Annotated in this window: 18 protein-coding genes and 2 pseudogenes; 5 read left to right on the top strand and 15 right to left on the bottom strand. The window is 54.8% G+C overall.

The window, feature by feature from the left end:
- The 7 genes and pseudogenes from M6F29_RS09685 to M6F29_RS09715 all read right to left on the bottom strand — a co-directional run.
- A pseudogene (locus M6F29_RS09685) lies at window positions 1–421 on the bottom strand (IS1634 family transposase); the annotation flags it as partial.
- A gap of 683 nt (window positions 422–1104) precedes the next feature.
- Window positions 1105–1611, bottom strand: a pseudogene (locus tag M6F29_RS09690) (transposase); the annotation flags it as partial.
- Between the two features lie 180 nt (window positions 1612–1791).
- Window positions 1792–2184, bottom strand: a complete 393-nt coding sequence (locus tag M6F29_RS09695; protein ID WP_298159112.1) for a hypothetical protein — start codon at window positions 2182–2184, stop codon at window positions 1792–1794.
- A gap of 234 nt (window positions 2185–2418) precedes the next feature.
- The gene (locus tag M6F29_RS09700; RefSeq protein ID WP_298159115.1) at window positions 2419–2886 is read right to left on the bottom strand and encodes a nuclear transport factor 2 family protein; all 468 of its coding nucleotides are present in this window, start codon (window positions 2884–2886) and stop codon (window positions 2419–2421) included.
- Window positions 2887–3046: 160 nt separating this feature from the next.
- Window positions 3047–3553 (bottom strand): type II toxin-antitoxin system YhaV family toxin, encoded by a 507-nt coding sequence (locus M6F29_RS09705; protein WP_298159118.1) that lies wholly within the window; start codon window positions 3551–3553, stop codon window positions 3047–3049.
- Window positions 3550–3879 carry a type II toxin-antitoxin system PrlF family antitoxin gene (locus M6F29_RS09710; protein WP_298159120.1) on the bottom strand — a complete coding sequence of 110 codons (330 nt, stop codon included), beginning with the start codon at window positions 3877–3879 and terminating at the stop codon, window positions 3550–3552. The genes M6F29_RS09705 and M6F29_RS09710 overlap by 4 nt, the downstream gene beginning before the upstream one ends.
- 432 nt (window positions 3880–4311) lie before the next feature.
- Window positions 4312–4545, bottom strand: coding sequence for a hypothetical protein (locus M6F29_RS09715; protein WP_298159124.1), 234 nt, complete (start codon window positions 4543–4545; stop codon window positions 4312–4314).
- 165 nt (window positions 4546–4710) lie between these two features.
- Here M6F29_RS09715 and M6F29_RS09720 point away from each other — a divergent pair, with 165 nt between their 5' ends.
- On the top strand, window positions 4711–5049 hold the full coding sequence (locus M6F29_RS09720; protein ID WP_298159127.1) for a DUF4336 domain-containing protein: 339 nt from the start codon (window positions 4711–4713) through the stop codon (window positions 5047–5049).
- A gap of 285 nt (window positions 5050–5334) precedes the next feature.
- Here the strand turns inward: M6F29_RS09720 and M6F29_RS09725 are convergent, their stop codons facing one another.
- The 5 genes from M6F29_RS09725 to M6F29_RS09745 all read right to left on the bottom strand — a co-directional run bounded on the left by M6F29_RS09725 (window position 5335) and on the right by M6F29_RS09745 (window position 10095).
- Window positions 5335–5622, bottom strand: coding sequence for a hypothetical protein (locus M6F29_RS09725; RefSeq protein WP_298159129.1), 288 nt, complete (start codon window positions 5620–5622; stop codon window positions 5335–5337).
- Between the two features lie 82 nt (window positions 5623–5704).
- Window positions 5705–6541, bottom strand: a complete 837-nt coding sequence (locus tag M6F29_RS09730) for an ExeA family protein (RefSeq protein WP_298159132.1) — start codon at window positions 6539–6541, stop codon at window positions 5705–5707.
- Window positions 6538–7980, bottom strand: coding sequence for a DDE-type integrase/transposase/recombinase (locus M6F29_RS09735; protein ID WP_524537728.1), 1443 nt, complete (start codon window positions 7978–7980; stop codon window positions 6538–6540). The genes M6F29_RS09730 and M6F29_RS09735 overlap by 4 nt, the downstream gene beginning before the upstream one ends.
- A gap of 96 nt (window positions 7981–8076) precedes the next feature.
- The gene (locus M6F29_RS09740) at window positions 8077–8646 is read right to left on the bottom strand and encodes a hypothetical protein (protein ID WP_298159136.1); all 570 of its coding nucleotides are present in this window, start codon (window positions 8644–8646) and stop codon (window positions 8077–8079) included.
- A 90-nt stretch (window positions 8647–8736) separates the two neighbouring features.
- Window positions 8737–10095, bottom strand: coding sequence for a cytochrome c (locus M6F29_RS09745; RefSeq protein WP_298159138.1), 1359 nt, complete (start codon window positions 10093–10095; stop codon window positions 8737–8739).
- A gap of 223 nt (window positions 10096–10318) precedes the next feature.
- Between M6F29_RS09745 and M6F29_RS09750 the strand changes: the two genes are divergently transcribed.
- Both M6F29_RS09750 and M6F29_RS09755 read left to right on the top strand, forming a co-directional pair.
- Window positions 10319–10531 (top strand): FitA-like ribbon-helix-helix domain-containing protein, encoded by a 213-nt coding sequence (locus M6F29_RS09750; RefSeq protein ID WP_297447964.1) that lies wholly within the window; start codon window positions 10319–10321, stop codon window positions 10529–10531.
- 9 nt (window positions 10532–10540) lie between these two features.
- Complete coding sequence (locus M6F29_RS09755; protein WP_298159141.1) at window positions 10541–10951, top strand: type II toxin-antitoxin system VapC family toxin; 411 nt, start codon at window positions 10541–10543, stop codon at window positions 10949–10951.
- 575 nt (window positions 10952–11526) lie between these two features.
- Here M6F29_RS09755 and M6F29_RS09760 read toward each other — a convergent pair.
- Both M6F29_RS09760 and M6F29_RS09765 read right to left on the bottom strand, forming a co-directional pair.
- Window positions 11527–12024: a type II toxin-antitoxin system MqsA family antitoxin gene (locus tag M6F29_RS09760; RefSeq protein WP_298159144.1), complete on the bottom strand. Its 498-nt coding sequence runs from the start codon at window positions 12022–12024 to the stop codon at window positions 11527–11529.
- A gap of 2 nt (window positions 12025–12026) precedes the next feature.
- Window positions 12027–12335 carry a type II toxin-antitoxin system MqsR family toxin gene (locus M6F29_RS09765; protein ID WP_298159147.1) on the bottom strand — a complete coding sequence of 103 codons (309 nt, stop codon included), beginning with the start codon at window positions 12333–12335 and terminating at the stop codon, window positions 12027–12029.
- A 409-nt stretch (window positions 12336–12744) separates the two neighbouring features.
- Between M6F29_RS09765 and M6F29_RS09770 the strand changes: the two genes are divergently transcribed.
- Together M6F29_RS09770 and M6F29_RS09775 are read left to right on the top strand one after the other, a co-directional pair.
- On the top strand, window positions 12745–13737 hold the full coding sequence (locus M6F29_RS09770) for a YncE family protein (protein ID WP_298159150.1): 993 nt from the start codon (window positions 12745–12747) through the stop codon (window positions 13735–13737).
- 160 nt (window positions 13738–13897) lie between these two features.
- Window positions 13898–15085: an ATP-binding protein gene (locus tag M6F29_RS09775; RefSeq protein WP_298159153.1), complete on the top strand. Its 1188-nt coding sequence runs from the start codon at window positions 13898–13900 to the stop codon at window positions 15083–15085.
- Window positions 15086–15242: 157 nt separating this feature from the next.
- On the opposite strand, the gene M6F29_RS09780 is transcribed toward M6F29_RS09775, so the two are convergent.
- Window positions 15243–15540, bottom strand: a 298-nt coding sequence (locus tag M6F29_RS09780; RefSeq protein ID WP_524537729.1) for a patatin-like phospholipase family protein, incomplete at its 5' end; no start/stop codon positions are given.

A 15540-nucleotide genomic window follows, 5' to 3' on the forward strand; every position in this document is an offset into this window, starting at 1 on the left:
GCTGCACGCTCAGCGTTTCGCGCAGGCTGGTCCAGTTGTCGTGGATGCCTGCTTTCTTCAGTTTCGTTCGTAGCACCTGCACGGCCTGATAGGCCAGCACCGTGATAAAGAGGTGCCCATCTGCGCGTCCTTCCGTCGAATGATAGACCGGACGCAAGCCCAACTCGCTCTTCAGGCTACGAAATACACTCTCCAGGTCAGTCAGCATCGTATAGGTACGCCACAACTTTTCCTCGTCCCAGCCGGTTTCGTTGCTGCGCAGGCAATATATGCCAGGATGCGTCGCCATCGTGCCGTCCACCGGCACCTTGTTCCAGGTCAGCCCGGTAGCCAACTTGCCGGATTCATCGGCCATGAGTTCAACCTGGTAATGCTGGCTGGCCCCCCGACTTTTCTCCTTGAGTCGCCCGATCCGCTCCACCATTACCTTAAATCCCAACCCTCATCGGTTGGGATTTTTTTTCGTAAGTCTGCGTAGTTACGAGGATTCCTGCGTAATCTTGCGGACTGGTATAGCTTACCCACAACCCCATTCCGCGCCGTTTCCACTCTCTCCGAGCCATTCTTCTCTCCGGCTGCGCTCTCTGAATCTGGCTCGAAGTCCGCAAAGGGCGTTGCTTAGCCATTTATCAATCAATAGGTTACGCGCGGACGAATCAAGCGGTTGTTTTTTGGCATCGGTAGGCGGAGGAAACCACCCCGATTCGGAGAGTGGAGAATGGTCAGAGCCACCTGATGATCTGTCATGTCTCGACCAACTGCGGTCGGTCATAGTATCGGCAAACCGGCGCGGCCACACGATCCTGTGCAGACGCTCGCGGTGAGGGCAACTGCAAGCACCGCCACCCTTTCCCACCCTCACCTGTTCGCTCTTGGCCGAGCCCGGACGCTTGGCTGCAGCCGGGTATGGGGGCCTTGAATACGGCCGTGCAGTGTTCGACGCAGCCATCAGCTCCAATCGCCACTCCTCCCTGGAACCAAAAACAAACCTTCCCGTTGCTCGTCATGCTTGGCACTGTTCAGGGAGTGGACAGAACATCGAAGGAAGCGACCTTATCGCCGAACAGTTGGCGAGCGTCATGCACGGTCTCCGGCGGGACAAGCGAGGGGCAAAGTCTTCCCCGGAGCATTTTTCCTTTGACGGGCGCTTTGTCGTACCACGATAACCCGCCGTGGTTGGCTCCAGCATGTCGCCTGATAACGGATTTCCGTCAACTCCAAACCGGGCTCCAGTGCCCACCAACCCGTGGCCTGATAAAGTTCCCGCTGTAATACCTGATTCAGGCGTGCTGCAATAATGTAAGGGATTCTCTTGCCTTCCAGAACCTTCAGGAAAGCATCGTCGAAAAAGCCGCTATCAGCGCGTAACAACCCGACTTTCTTCTCCCCGAGATGGGCTAACGTGGCCTCAAGAAATTGCAGAACATTGTTGGCAGAGTGCGTGTTTCCCGGACGTAGCCAGAAGTTCGCTACCATGCGCGCCTCAGCCACAAAAGCCAGCAAGGGATGGTGGCTAACTCGACCCCGCCGCCCCGGATTATATCCTCGGACTGCCCCTTCTTGCTCCCCATTGCGCGTGATCACGGTCGAGTCCAAGTCAAGAGTCACGCTTTTCAGTGCGTGAATCTGATCAAACAGCCAGCGGTGGACATCCTCCCCCACCTCGACGATGAGACCGTCGCCGCTACGCGGAAAGGAAGGGGCTTCCACACCACAAAACTGTCAACTTACGGGCATTGAGCCCGCTGCGTTGACAGTACTGCTTCATCCCCCTCGTGAACGGAGGGGTTTTCACGCAAACAGCACTATTTGATAAATCTCGCCTTGCACCTGCTCGTTACGGATCATGTCAAACCGATTGAAAAAACGCACCAAAGCCTTATGCCCAGCCGCTTTCGTCCAGCCAAACAAACGCACCAACGTGTTGTCCATACGTACCATTTCAAGGTGTAAAAATCGGCAGGCACCACACCATATCGACACGAGAAATTGTTCCACCAACTGCCTTGGTTCATATCCCCGATTGGATCCGGGTTCGGGAAGTCCCCAGGTCGTGACTGCCTCAGAAAACCCCATACTGTCGAGCATTTTCTTGAATAGGGCCAGCCCACCCCAGGCAGTTACCTCGCGGTCACTGAATCCCACAGAAAAATCATCGCCAGAAAGAATTTCAGATCGCGCCATTCGCGGTAACCCTATGATAAAAAATAATATCTCTAATGATATCCATTAGAACCCTTACAACCAGACCCCCACAATCCATGGTCTTGGCAGTTTGCCAGAAATCAGCCTAAATCTCTAATGAACAATTTGGGTTAAAGTTGGTCGAGTTGAAACTCGGCCGGCTATTTTAATACGGCTGCGGAATGAAGAGGGGTGGGATATACCACGATATTTTCTCACTGGAACCGACCATAACTATAACCCCAACTCGTTCAATCCGGGATGATCATCAGGGCGACGCCCCAATGGCCAGAAGAATTTCCTGTCATTTTGATCAATGGGCAAATCGTTGATGCTGGCCAAGCGGCGCATCATTAAGCCTTGAGCATTGAATTCCCAGTTTTCGTTGCCATAGGAACGGAACCAATGCCCCGAGTCATCATGCCACTCATAGGCAAAACGCACAGCCAAGCGGTTCCCGGAAAAGGCCCAGAGTTCCTTGATCAAGCGATAGTCCAATTCCCGAGCCCATTTTCGTCTCAGGAACTCGCGCACCTGATCACGGCCTACGGGAAATTCCGCCCGATTTCGCCATTGCGTATCTTCGGTATACACCAGCGCAACCCGTTCAGGATTACGACTATTCCAGGCATCCTCCGCCAGACGAACTTTTTGTCTGGCGGACTCCTCCGTGAAAGGAGGAAGGGGTGGTTTTGCTTCCATCAGGCGCTCCAATTTGACATAAACAATCTCCTGTCTATTTGGAAAATGAGTGAAATAACCAGCACATAGCCAACTGCTTTTCGCTCATCACGGGGTAGTGCATCTTTTTCTCCATCGCAAATTCCCTTATGACAACGCTGCTCACCGTAGAAGCCAAGCGTTACGGAGCCCCCCCGCCAGCAGCAAGCTGTTGCAGTCGTTGGCCCCCGGCCCGTGCCTCGGTCAGCAACTGGTTCCAGTCATCCGGGGGATGACCGCTTTCCAGCATCTTGCGGAATACCCGGTAGGCATCGTCACTGCTCTCATAGGCGCGCTTGGTGTCCTCGTCGTTGACCCAGGCGAACACAATCACCTTGCTTGGCGCGTGGTAACGGAAGAACAGCCTGTACTGCTGAAAGAACTTGGCTCGGAACCAATGCTTGTGTTCTTCGCCGAGTGTATTGCCCTGGCGGTATTCCGGCCGAGTCGGGTCCTTCGGGATGACCTCGAACACCAACTTGGTGATCGCCGCCAGTCGCTTGCTGGCGTTCTTCTTGGTGAATCCGACAGGATCTTTCTGCTTGAGCCCTTCGACCTGCCGAGTGATTGCTTCAAGTTGGGCGAGGAACAGGGGGTGGGCGAAGACCGTCCAGCCATTGACCGCCAAGGGGGCTTGACTCCCACTCATTCATCGTCCGCCGACAGGACGGCATCAAGATCGACTTCAATGCCGCCGACCAACGAATGGACGCGCTGCACGAGGCTGGCGTCGATGGCCTGGAGCCGTTCCGGGTGGCTGGCAATGTCGCGAGCCAGGAAGCCGAGGAACCGCCCGAGCACCGGGTCGTCTTCCTCGGATGCCTCCACGCGGGACAGCACAACTTCACCACCGGGGCAAATCGTGTAGTGGATTTTGTCCCGCTTGCCCAGCTTAAGGGCGCGGCGAACGGTTTCCGGGACCGTGGTCTGGTAGCGGTCGGTCAGGGTAGATTCAACTTCGAGGGTGGCAGCCATGGCGCTCTCCGGTCAAAGGGATAGATGCGACGAATGGTAATGCAATTGCCTTGTCAATGCAAATGCATTACCTGCCATCAGTGCTATTCAGTTCCCGAACTCGGAGGGCAATTGGCTACCAGTTGGCAACATCGGACACTGAGACGTTGACTGCCCTCGCAATTTGGCAAATGTCCGCGAAAACGGCCAAATTATCTAAACCAGGGACTAAATAGCAACGCCTGCCTCTCCGTCTCGGAAAACGGACGCGAGTTCGGTTCCGCGTTCAACCACAATTAAGTTATTGATTTTATTATGTTCGCATTTCGGAAGTTGCCATAAAATAGGCGTAGATTGACGGGGCTTTGGCAACTTTATGGCAACATTTTTTCGTCATTTTTCCGAACATCTCAACGGCTGGCCCGACCGCCAAAACAAGAGTTGCAGTCGGCATCATTTTCTTTGGTCAGCCCAAGCACGAACCTCGGTTTCAAGATTTTGCCCATTCCTGGCGTTGACACGAACCACTGATCGGGTTTCCCATCCCATTGGCCCGATGGTTGCTACATACCAGAACTCTGCCTTGTGTGCCGGTTGGGTAACGGGAGCTACACCAACCTTGATTTTGTCAGTAGTGATGATGCTGGATGGATGGATTGTCTTGGGCAATGCGGATTTTGTCATCATTTTCCCTGGCACCGGGGGGAGTATGCTGTGATCAGTGAAAATTGGAAATAACGCCGCTCAGTACCGTTTACGACTATCATTATTGTTGTCGAATTACAATGGCCCCCGAGAACCCTGATGCCGCCAAGCACACCGTGAAGGCTATCCGCCGAGGACCATGAACCGATGCTTATCCCGTTCGGACAGGATCTTTACTTCGCGAATGGACCGACGGTGTCGTTCTTCGGGTTTCCGTACCCGACCCGCATGGCGGTCGTGCGCCTCTCCTCAGGTAAAGTCTGGGTATGGTCCCCTATCGCGTTGACGGAAGAATTGACCAACGCAGTCGAGTCTGTCGGACCGGTCTGCTACATTGTTTCTCCGAACAAACTGCATCACCTTGCGCTACCCGAGTGGAGGAATCGCTGGCCTGATGCGCGACTCTACGCTCCGCCGGGACTTGCTCTGAAGAAGAAAGATCTTCACTTCAATACGGAGCTTGGTGAGTGTGATCAACGGATTTGATGGTCTGATTTTCAGGTTGGATGATGGGTTGACGGCTTGATCATCGCGAGGCTTGATAAATTCGCGCCCGGTTCCAACTTTCAGCCAGTTGGATCGCGAATGGCATTGGGATAATAACGGTGGCAGGCATTGCAGCAGGTGCTTGAAGTGCAGACTGACACCGTCCGATTGCTGGACTTTGGTTACCCGCAGATAGAGGTAATGGGAGGGTTACTGCGTAACAAGTGGCTCAGAGGTGACGCAGGGCGAAGCATAGTGGTTACTACCAGACCACACCTGTCTTGATCATTTCACCTTTCTGGTTTTGCACAGATTGACCGCGAAGTATTCATCGAACTGCTCGTCGAACCGGTCATGGGGTAACTCATCAATGATCTGTTGATCCTCGGTCAATATCAATCGTTCGATGATCTGCCGTTGGGTAGTCCCCTTATGCCGGGCCAAACGTGCCAATGCCAATGCGCACCCGGTAGATACCCAGGTATTGATGCGACGTTCACCGTTACCATCTGGTCCTGCAAAGGGACGCCTTGATCGGTATTGTGCCTGCCTTTGTGCGGAATCTTTAGCCATTTCCTTTTCCGTTACTGCGTAACCAGTTTCTCTTGAGAGGGATGACCGTCCTTGGGACGAGATCATCCCTGACCATTGCTGGTCACCTCTTCCTGCGTTGCGTGGGGGTGGTGGGGGTGGCAAATACCTCAAGATAGAGTTTCTCATCCAGTTGAGGCAGGTTTCTGCGAGCCCCCGCAGAGAGCAGTTCTGCGGCCATGGTGGTCAGGATCCGGTAGTTCCCGGCGGCATGGTCGCATAATGTATTACACAGGTCCTGGGTCATCAGGCCAGGGTTTCCCGCTTCGGTGAGCAGATGTTCAAGGAACGAACCCAGTTCTTCCCGACTGGCATATTCCGTTGCATAGCGACAGCGGATACGGCTGCCCAGGGGGATGAGGTCTTCACTACGCAACCGTTCCAGGAGCCGGGCATCACCGGCCAGAATGACGCCCAGCAACGGCAACGAATCAAACTTTGCGCTGGACATCAGGCGCAGTTCACTCAAGACCTGGGGTCCCATCTCCTGGGCTTCATCGATGATCAGTATCGGGCGCTGACGGCAGGAGTCCAGATAGGTGAGCCAACGTTCCCGCAGCGCCTTGAATCCTCCCCAGCGGTTGCTCGGGGTCAGAGTGACGCCGAAGACATCCCCCATTTCGCGATAGAAATCACCCAACTGGCTTTGGGGGTGGCTGATGGTTCCCACGATGATATCCGGCAGACGCTCCAAACGGCCAGCAATATGGCGCAGCAGAACGCTCTTTCCGGTTCCGGGTTCACCATGCACCATGGCAAAGCCCCCTTCCTGGATCAGCACATTCTCGATCCGCCAGCAGAAATCGGCCATGCGCGGGGGAAGGTAGAGTGCCCTCGTTGGAATCTCCTGCGAGAAGGGGTTCCATTTGAGCCCATACAGGGACAGGATTTGCGGGTTCATGGTTGGTTCTCCTCCGTGGGAAGGTAGGCAGGAGGCAGACCAGAAGCGGCGTACTCGGCCATCAACTCCCGCAACAAGGGGGCCATGCCAGTGGCCGGTGCTGACCCCAGGGAGGGTCCGGGGGATTCGAACCGACGCCGGTTTCCCGACGCGTTGGCAGTTTTGTTCAGGGGGTGAATGGCACAGAGTATCTGATCATTGCGGGGATCCACCATATCCACCCGACTGAGGTCCCAGCGGGCATAGCGCAGATGAACCGTCTCGAGGTTGCGGTAGCGCGAAGGAATTTCGAAACGCTGTCCTTCCAGCATGAGGGTTCCATCACAACGGCGTTGCTTTCTGGCCGCTTTCAGGCGAAAGGCCCTGTCAAGTTCTTCAGAAGAGGGACTGGGTCTGCCGACCTGAACCCCCTGCAGGTACCGCTCCAGGGGAGTGGAGCGAATCTCGCTATGGAGAGTGCGGTTGTACTCCTGCTCGACCCAGGCCTGGGTCGCCAGATTCAGGGACTTCAGGGTAAGGTTCTCTTCTCCTTCAAGCATGGCCATCAGGCGAGTTTCCACTCGGGACCAGAGAAACTCCTGCTTGCCGTTTTGGTAAGCACTATAAGGCAAGGTCTTCTGGTGAAGGATGCCGAGGTCCTCGAGCCCCTGAACCGTCTCGGCAGCAATCATGGCGGCCCCATTGTCGGTCATCAGGCAACGGGGCAATCCTCGTTTCATGATGGCTTGAGATAAACCATGTACCAACTGTTCGGCGGCTTCCCCCCAATACCACTGCAAATGACACACCAGACGCGAGTGGTCGTCCATGATGCCCAACAACAGAGGCTTGTCCCATTCTCCGGAACGGCGCAGGATCTGGCGTGAACAGTGATGGAAATCCAGGTGCCAGAGCCCGTGAACATGGGCCACTTCGTAACTGCGCACCTCCCGTTGTTCGAGCCGCTCCTGTGCGGCCAGAGCCCCGGGGGTCTGTCGTTTGGGTCGGTGGGCACGAAACAGTCCGCGCGCTCTGAGGAAGCGCCGGATGGTGGGATAGGAGGGAACTTCCGCCCCCTTCTCACGGTTACGGCTGATCAGGTTGTCATGGTGCAACTTGACGGTCCAGCCGGGATGTTCCTGGTACTGCCCCACCAGTTGTTCGCGGACTTCCAGGGCCAGACAGGGAAAGGTCCCAAAGTGACTGCCCGGACGATTCTTCAACACCCCCACGGGGTCGTCTGCCTGACGGGCACGGTAATACCAGCGCTCGAGGGTGGACAGTCCGAACCGGATGGGGAGGCCGGTCACGGGATGGGTCCAGGTTCTGCTGGCCAGTTCTTTGAGTTTGCTGGAGAGTTCCCCGTCGGCTGGCGGGGAGGCAAACAGGGGACCGATGATGGCAAAGCGCAACTGCGCCCAGCGATCACGGCGGTTCGGATCGTGTGGTTTCAAGGGCAATCTCCTGATGACGCGGTGCCGGCGGCAACCTGGCGTTGGAGATGAGGTTAAGGAAGAACCCTGGAAGCTGATAGAGGCATCTTCTGCGTGTGTGACTCAACCCTCACCGATCATGATTATGGGGCCGATGGTGATCGGCCTCAGAAAGCGCAGGCAGGCCACCGTTTGTTCCGTGCCTGATCCTTCAAAAGACTGGTGCAGTGACAGCGGGAATGCTTCCGAATCGGGGAGTGGCATGAAGCGCCCACGGGCCTCCCGCCAGAATGATGTGGAAGGGAATGTCTTGCGCCAGAATGAACGCCAGCAGTACAAGGTACGCAAAGACACTCCTGTGTGGGCCGACACTCTGGAAAACCAGGCATGGATACGCCCCCGGCAACAGGAGGCAAGCACCACCACCAGGCCAACATACACCTTGCGTCCAAGGAAACGCAGGGACTCACTGGTGCTTCGGCGCCTGCACTTGGCACAGCAGAAGCTGAACCGGAAGGAAAACGCTTGCCGATGATCCTCTGGAATGCCACGGGGCTTTCTGGGGTAGTCCGCACGATGCAGTACACCCCCGCAAAAGGGACAACCCTTATCCAGGGTCTCCTGTGCCAATGCGGCATCAAACTCCTGCAGGCGTGAAAAAATAGTGGGATCGGAAAAGAAGATGTGAGACACTTTGAGCAGTCTTTATTGGTTGGGAAACCAAAGACTCGCTCAAACGGGGGTTGGAAATCAACCCCCGTGAGGGCGTCACCCCCTCAACCCTCATCCAAAATGATCACCAACCCCTGAAAATCCATCAAAATAACTGATCACACTCACATAACGCGGCGGATTGAATTCCGGAGGCTGAATCGGCTTCATTTCCAGCGCCTCGCGCATCCTGCGAACTTGATTGGCCGTCACCGGACTGCCCTTGTTGCCCCAGTGCGTCCGTGCGAAGGTAGCGATTTCCGCGATTTCCTGATCGCCCAGCACCGCATAGGAAGGCATGGAGAAGGCATGCCGGGAGGAGGCAGTCAGGGGGGTGGTCGAGCCGGTCAGCATGACGTGTATGAGGGACGTAGGGTCCTTGGCCTGGATGGAGGTATTGCCGGCGAGCGGCGGGAAGAAGTGTGTCGCTCCCTTGCCGTCCGTCTGGTGGCAGGTGGCGCAGAATTGCACATAACCCAGCCCAGCGCGGCTTGCATAGATCTCTCGATTGGTTTGCGCAACATCTACCGACACGGCGTCCCGGCCGGGTGTTTCATCCGGATTGGGAGAAAGTGAGTGGATGTACTCGCCGATCGCGGCCAGATCGCTTGGGGTGAAATGCTGCGGGCTGAAATGGACCACTTCAGCCATGCCGCCATAGGCCGTGCCACGATTATTCTGTCCCGTCTTCAGGAACTGGGCGATTTCCGGGCCGGTCCAGATATTGCGCAGATTGACGGCGCGCCAGTGCTCGACATTGGCGCCGGCCAGAAAATACTTGCCGTCACTGCCTGCGTCGCTCATGGCCTTCTCCTGGAAGCCTATGCCGCGCGGGGTATGGCAGGAACCGCAATGACCCAGCCCCTCTACGATATACGCGCCGCGGTTCCATTGTAGGCTGTGCGAGGAATCATAGCGGAAGGGCTTGTCATCCAGGAACACTATGTTCCAGCCGGCGAGCCCCAGGCGAATGTTGAAGGGAAATCTCATGTCGTTGGGTTTGTTGGACTGAGATGCCGGAACTACGCCTTGCATGAGATACGCGTAAAGAGCCCTCATGTCGTCCTGCGCGATTTTCTCGAATGAAGGATACGGCATGGCCGGATAAAGGTTATGGCCATCGCGCGCAACACCTCGGCGCATCGCCCGGTCAAAGTCTTCGAAGGTATAGGTACCGATGCCGTTTTCTCTGTCGGGCGTAATATTGGTGGAATGAATGATGCCGAATGGCGTTTTCATTTTCAAACCACCGGCGAGGGGCTTGCCGCCAGGCGCGGTGTGACAGGCAACGCAGTCGCCCAGACGAGCCAGGTATTCGCCCTTCTTGATCAGGTCAGGATCGGACGAAGGCTGGACGGCCAGTGCTGAGCCAGCAACTATCATCGCAAATGCAACACCCAATAATCTCAGCGGGGCCAATCCCAAGTTCATGTAATCTCTCCATGTTGTCTTGCTTCGACAGTCAGACCTTACTATGATTCAACCCAAATTGACGACTCACCCCCTGACCGCCCGTTTAACCGGATGCTCTTGGGGCGACAGGCCACCTTGCGGTGGCTTTGTCATATGTCGAGATCCAGGTGAGTTTTTGATTGCAGTGCAATCATTTCTTTGGTAGGATACTGTGACGATTACGTACAAGGGGGAGGTCACTGTGGCCACCAATCTCGTAGTTCGCAATATCGACGAAGATATTGCCCTGGCGCTGAAACAACTGGCCGCATCTCACGGAAGAAGCGCGGAAGCGGAGCATCGTGAGATTCTGAGAACGGTTTTGCAGCGCCCGAAACGCCGATCCGTTGCAGAGGTTCTGTCCAGCATGCCGGATGTCGGTGAAGACACTGACTTCAATTTCCGGAACGGGTAAGTCATCTGCATGTACTTGGTGGATACCAATGTCATCCGTGAAGCCCGCAAGGGTAATAAGGCAAACCTCGGCGTCACGCAGTTTTTCCAGACGACAGATGCCGCAGACCTCTATCTTTCCGCGCAAACAATCGGCGAAATTCGGCGAGGACTGGAGAAAATACGGCATCGAGGCGATCTCCCTCAAGCCGGGAAACTTGAAAAATGGCTCGATCTGCTCGTGATTGGTTATTCCGACCGGATTTTGAGTTTCGACGAAGAATGCGCTCAAATATGGGGTCGATTGATGTCGCCCAACCATGAACACCCCATAGACAAGCAGATTGCCGCGATTGCACTGATTCACGATCTGACGGTAGTGACCCGTAATACCGAAGATTTTCGTGGAACAGGCGCAAAACTCAAAAACCCCTTTGTTTGACTCTGCCCCTGTAATTCCAGAAGGTGGGCTGTTCTTTTGGTGCAGAGCACGGCACAGTCATGCTTTCTTTGGCCCTCCACTTTTCAAGACGTCCCATGCTGCGCGCCCTCCTGATTGTGGTTGCCTTTGGCTTGCCAGGGCGCAGAACTTCCGCCCCGGTCGGCAATCCATCGGCCGTTTGTACCACCCCCGCAACTACCAACTAACTTGGTTACGCTCAACTGATACAGCCTGGGCGACGTTCACCAATATAACGGGTCTCACTTCGGGTATCACACTCCTCGGCGACGAACTTGGGATGCTTTATTCGCCGAGCACGATCGCTGCGAGCGTGTTTGCCTCAATGCTGAAAACCTTATGTGGAACGGAATTACGTTCGCTTAGACCCATCGGGAAGCCCTGCAGGATACCGAACGGTGTGTGAAGTTCGTGCTGCTGCAACTGGTGAATCAGTGAACAGGGTTCAGGTGAAGCCTGGAAGCCTGCTGCATAGGCGTCAGTCAGCCAACTCCAGCCGACGCTCGACCCGATCTAAACGTTCCCGGATGTTGGTCGACGATATGGCAATCTTGAAGTCAAGCAGGCTTCCGCAGGCGCTCTATTTCCCGTTCCAGCTTTTCCAGCCGGGTTGGATGATCGGATCTGCGTTCCGTCCCTGTCGCTTGACCATGCCCCGGTTTCAGTTCCCGCAGAAGCTCCGGGTGATTATCCAGCAACCGCAGGAGGTTCATCACCGCAGGCATGGGGGACGCATCGCCCCGCTCGTAACGGGAGAAGGCATTCCGGCCACCGCCCGTGATCTTTGCGGCCTCGGCCTGGGTAAGCCGCAACTTCCTGCGAATACGCCGGATACTTTCCCTTTGTCTGGAACGGGCCATGTGGATAAGGTCATCATGCGCCCTGGCGTATCGTTCGCCACTGTCCTGGTCCAGTTCACCTTCACCACAAGAAGGGCAGAACCAGCCTGTGAGGCCCGTCAGAGTTACTGATTCGCCCTCAAAACTCAACTTTTCCTGATAGTCTTCGTTGCGTACCATCCCGCGATGCCCGCAACTCATGCATTGCCGTGTCATGGTCATTTCTCCTTGAACTGAATGACGGGAGCGCGCCCGTCAGCAGAGCCTGTTACCTTGATGTATGCCGTCTTCCCGGTGGAAAGCGTGGCGCAATACACGTCCTGCCAAAGTTTGTGATCCTCATGCGTGGTCATGCTTTTATAAAAACTCACACGGCGAAGTCCACATACGATATCCACCATCTCCTCGGTGGTTAGCCCCATGGCTAACCCGTTCCTTCGTGCCGTCAAGGTAAAGGACGCGATACCAACCGCTCGCACGTTGTCCTGGATTTCCGTGAGACGGTAATGAGGTTTACGCTTTTCCACAGCAGGATAATACCCTTAAAGGGTAATTTTGGCAATACTTGGCGCGCTCAGAAATGAAGTGCAACACCTGCGGTCCAATGGAACCGGAAGTGATAGATGGGCGAAAGGTACAACCGGTTGGGGATTTTTCCCCTCACGACCCGTCCCCGCAGTGCCTGGATGAATGGCAAGCAGGAGACCCCCTGGAATCGGGCAGAGAACCGTTTGATGGCCATGCTCGTGCGGCCCCCAAACCTGACCCTGGCTCAACTCAACGAAGCCTCTTTCGCCTGGGTCGGCAATCCATCGGCCGTTTGTACCACCCCGCAACCATCAACTAACTTGGTTACGCTCAGAAGGGGGCTGTTCTTTTGGTTCAGGGCATGGCATAGTCACGCTTTCTTTGGCCCTCCACTTTTCAGGATGTTTCATGCTGCGCGCCCTCCTGTTTGTATTGTGGTTGCCGTTGGCTTGTCAGAGCGCAGAACTTCCGTCCGGCTTCCTGAATACCCGGCAGGATGTCCCGTTACCCGGACATCCCACACGCTGGGACTATGTCACCTTCGACCCTCCTTCGCACCAACTTTTCCTCGCCCATTTGGGGGACGATACGGTGGTCGTATTTGACACTCGGAAATTGCACGTTATCGCCACCATCCCCCAAGTCAATCAAGTGCATGGAGTTCTGTACATTCCCGAACTTCACCGACTCTACGCTTCCGCTACCGGCACCAATGAAGTGGTGGCGATCGACAGCGAAACCCATCAAATCATCGCCCGCATCCCCGTGGGCAACCACCCGGACGGTCTGACCTATGTGCCGGGGGAGCATCAACTTTTCGTATCCGACGAACACGGCGGCACGGATACGGTGATCGACGTCCTCTCCAATACCCGGACGGCCACCATCCCGCTGCAAGGACAGATTGGCAACAGCCAGTATGACTCAACCTCGGGTCATGTATTCGTCAACCTTCAAACCTTGGGACAACTGGCAGAAATCGACCCCAAGAGCCATCAGGTTCTGGCGCGCTATCCCATTAAAAATGCTCATGGAAATCATGGATTATGGATCGATTCCGCCCACCAGCTGGCTTTTGTGGCCTGTTCGGACGACAACACCCTGATCGTCTTCGACCTTAAAAACCACAGAACGAGCGCGACGTTCCCCGTTGCCCACGATCCCGATGTCCTGGCCTACGATTCTGGTTTGAACTGGCTCTACGTTGCCGGGGAATCCGGGGAAGTTTCCCTGTTTCACGTCGATGGAAAAACAGTCACCCCCCTGGGAACCACTTGGCTAGGGCCCAATGCCCACAGTGTGGCCGTTGATTCCGACACTCATCGCGCCTGGTTCCCTCTCCAGAACATGAAAGGACGATCCGTACTCAGAGTCACCCGCCCCGCCACGACGTCACACTGATATTTTGCTCCCAAGCCTTCAACGGAGCACCTGCAAAGCCGGCAGAACCTCGATTTGTGATTAGAAACGCAAATTTTTCCTTGATGAGACTTGCTTGATGGATTTGTGTAAATCAGAGGTTGTGGTTGCGATTTACCCGAAAATTCGGTAGATTATGCGTATGATTCCCCGTACCCTTGCTAAAGAGTTGACCTTGGCGGCCTCTGAATATCCAGTGGTAACACTGTTGGGTGCGCGTCAGGTGGGGAAGACCACTTTGGTTCGAGAAATATTTCCAAATAAACCATGGGTTTCCTTGGAAGATATGGATGTTCGCGCAAGAGCTGAAACTGATCCAAGAGCATTTCTGAATCGGTACGCTGGAGGGGCTATTTTTGATGAAGTGCAACGCCTTCCGTCACTTCTTTCATATCTTCAGGGCTTGGTGGATCTTCAAGGACAATCTGGGCGGTTTGTTCTGACTGGAAGTCACCAACCCCGCTTGCAGGAAGCGATCAGTCAATCTTTGGCGGGGCGTACAGCGTTGTTGAATCTGTGGCCATTGACCATGGAGGAGATGCGCGCCCATCCTCCCTTTCCAGCCACCTCTTTCGACTGCATGCTGCGAGGGGGATATCCTCGAGTGGTGGCTCAGTCTCTGGATATTCGACGGTTCTACAATGGGTATCTCCAGACTTATGTGGAGCGTGATGTCCGCGCGTTGATTCAAGTGCGGAATCTTTCGTTGTTCCAGAAATTCTTGACATTACTGGCCGGGAGAGTGGGGCAACTTCTCAATTTGAGCAGCCTGTCCAACGATGTGGGAGTATCGGCAACCACTTTGCGAGAATGGATTTCAGTTCTCAAGTCAAGTTTTCTGATTTTTGAACTGATTCCGTTCTATGAAAATGTCTCCAAGCGGTTGGTCAAGTCGTCCAAAATCTTTTTTGCCGATGTGGGGATGGTCTGTCACCTGTTGGGTATTCATAGTGTTTCTCAACTGGAACGAGATCCTTTGCGGGGATCTCTGTATGAAAATTTCATGATTTCCGAGGTGATGAAGTCCTTGGCTCATTGGGGCCGACATCCGGAACTCTTTTTTTACCGTGATTCCCATGGAGTTGAAGTGGACTTGGTCATTCGTCACAATGGCAGTTTTGTACCAATTGAAATCAAATCTTCCAGCACATTCTCGCCTGAATTCATTAAAGGAATTCTTCAGTTTCGACGTCAACTTGACCGTCCAACGGCTCAAGGATATGTCCTGTACAACGGTGAAGACTCCTTTACGCTACAAGACATTACCATAATCAACCCCCTTGATCCCACTCACCGATTTGCTGAAATCATGGCAGTTGGGGGCGGGTAGCATTCTTCAGTGGTTGTCCAAACAGTTCCACACGGCACCTTACCAGGTAACGAATTCCTGGCGCAGTTGATCAAGAATCCGTAGCGCCTGCGCAAGGAACTCAAACAAATCTTGGGAATCCTCGACAACCCAGAGTAGATGAATGACGCGCAAGCCTTCAACGGAGTACCTGCAAAGCCGGCAGAACCCCAGCCACGCTTTTGTATCCCACTTCGATGGCCTCTACCCCGCGGTGGAAATCGAAAAAACCTACATGACCCACCTTGGGGGTAATGAGCACATCCGCCGGATCCCCCGCCAACCGTCCGCGCGAAATGCGTAATTGCATGATATTGATGCTATTACTCATGATTTCACGCAAAGAGGGTTTCGTCATATCGGAACGCATCCAGGGTTGAAGAAGATCCGTGTTCAAATCCACGGCAATGACAAACTCGGCACCCATCGCTCTGGCC

This window comes from Ferrovum sp., from assembly GCF_027317285.1.
Classification (GTDB): domain Bacteria; phylum Pseudomonadota; class Gammaproteobacteria; order Burkholderiales; family Ferrovaceae; genus Ferrovum.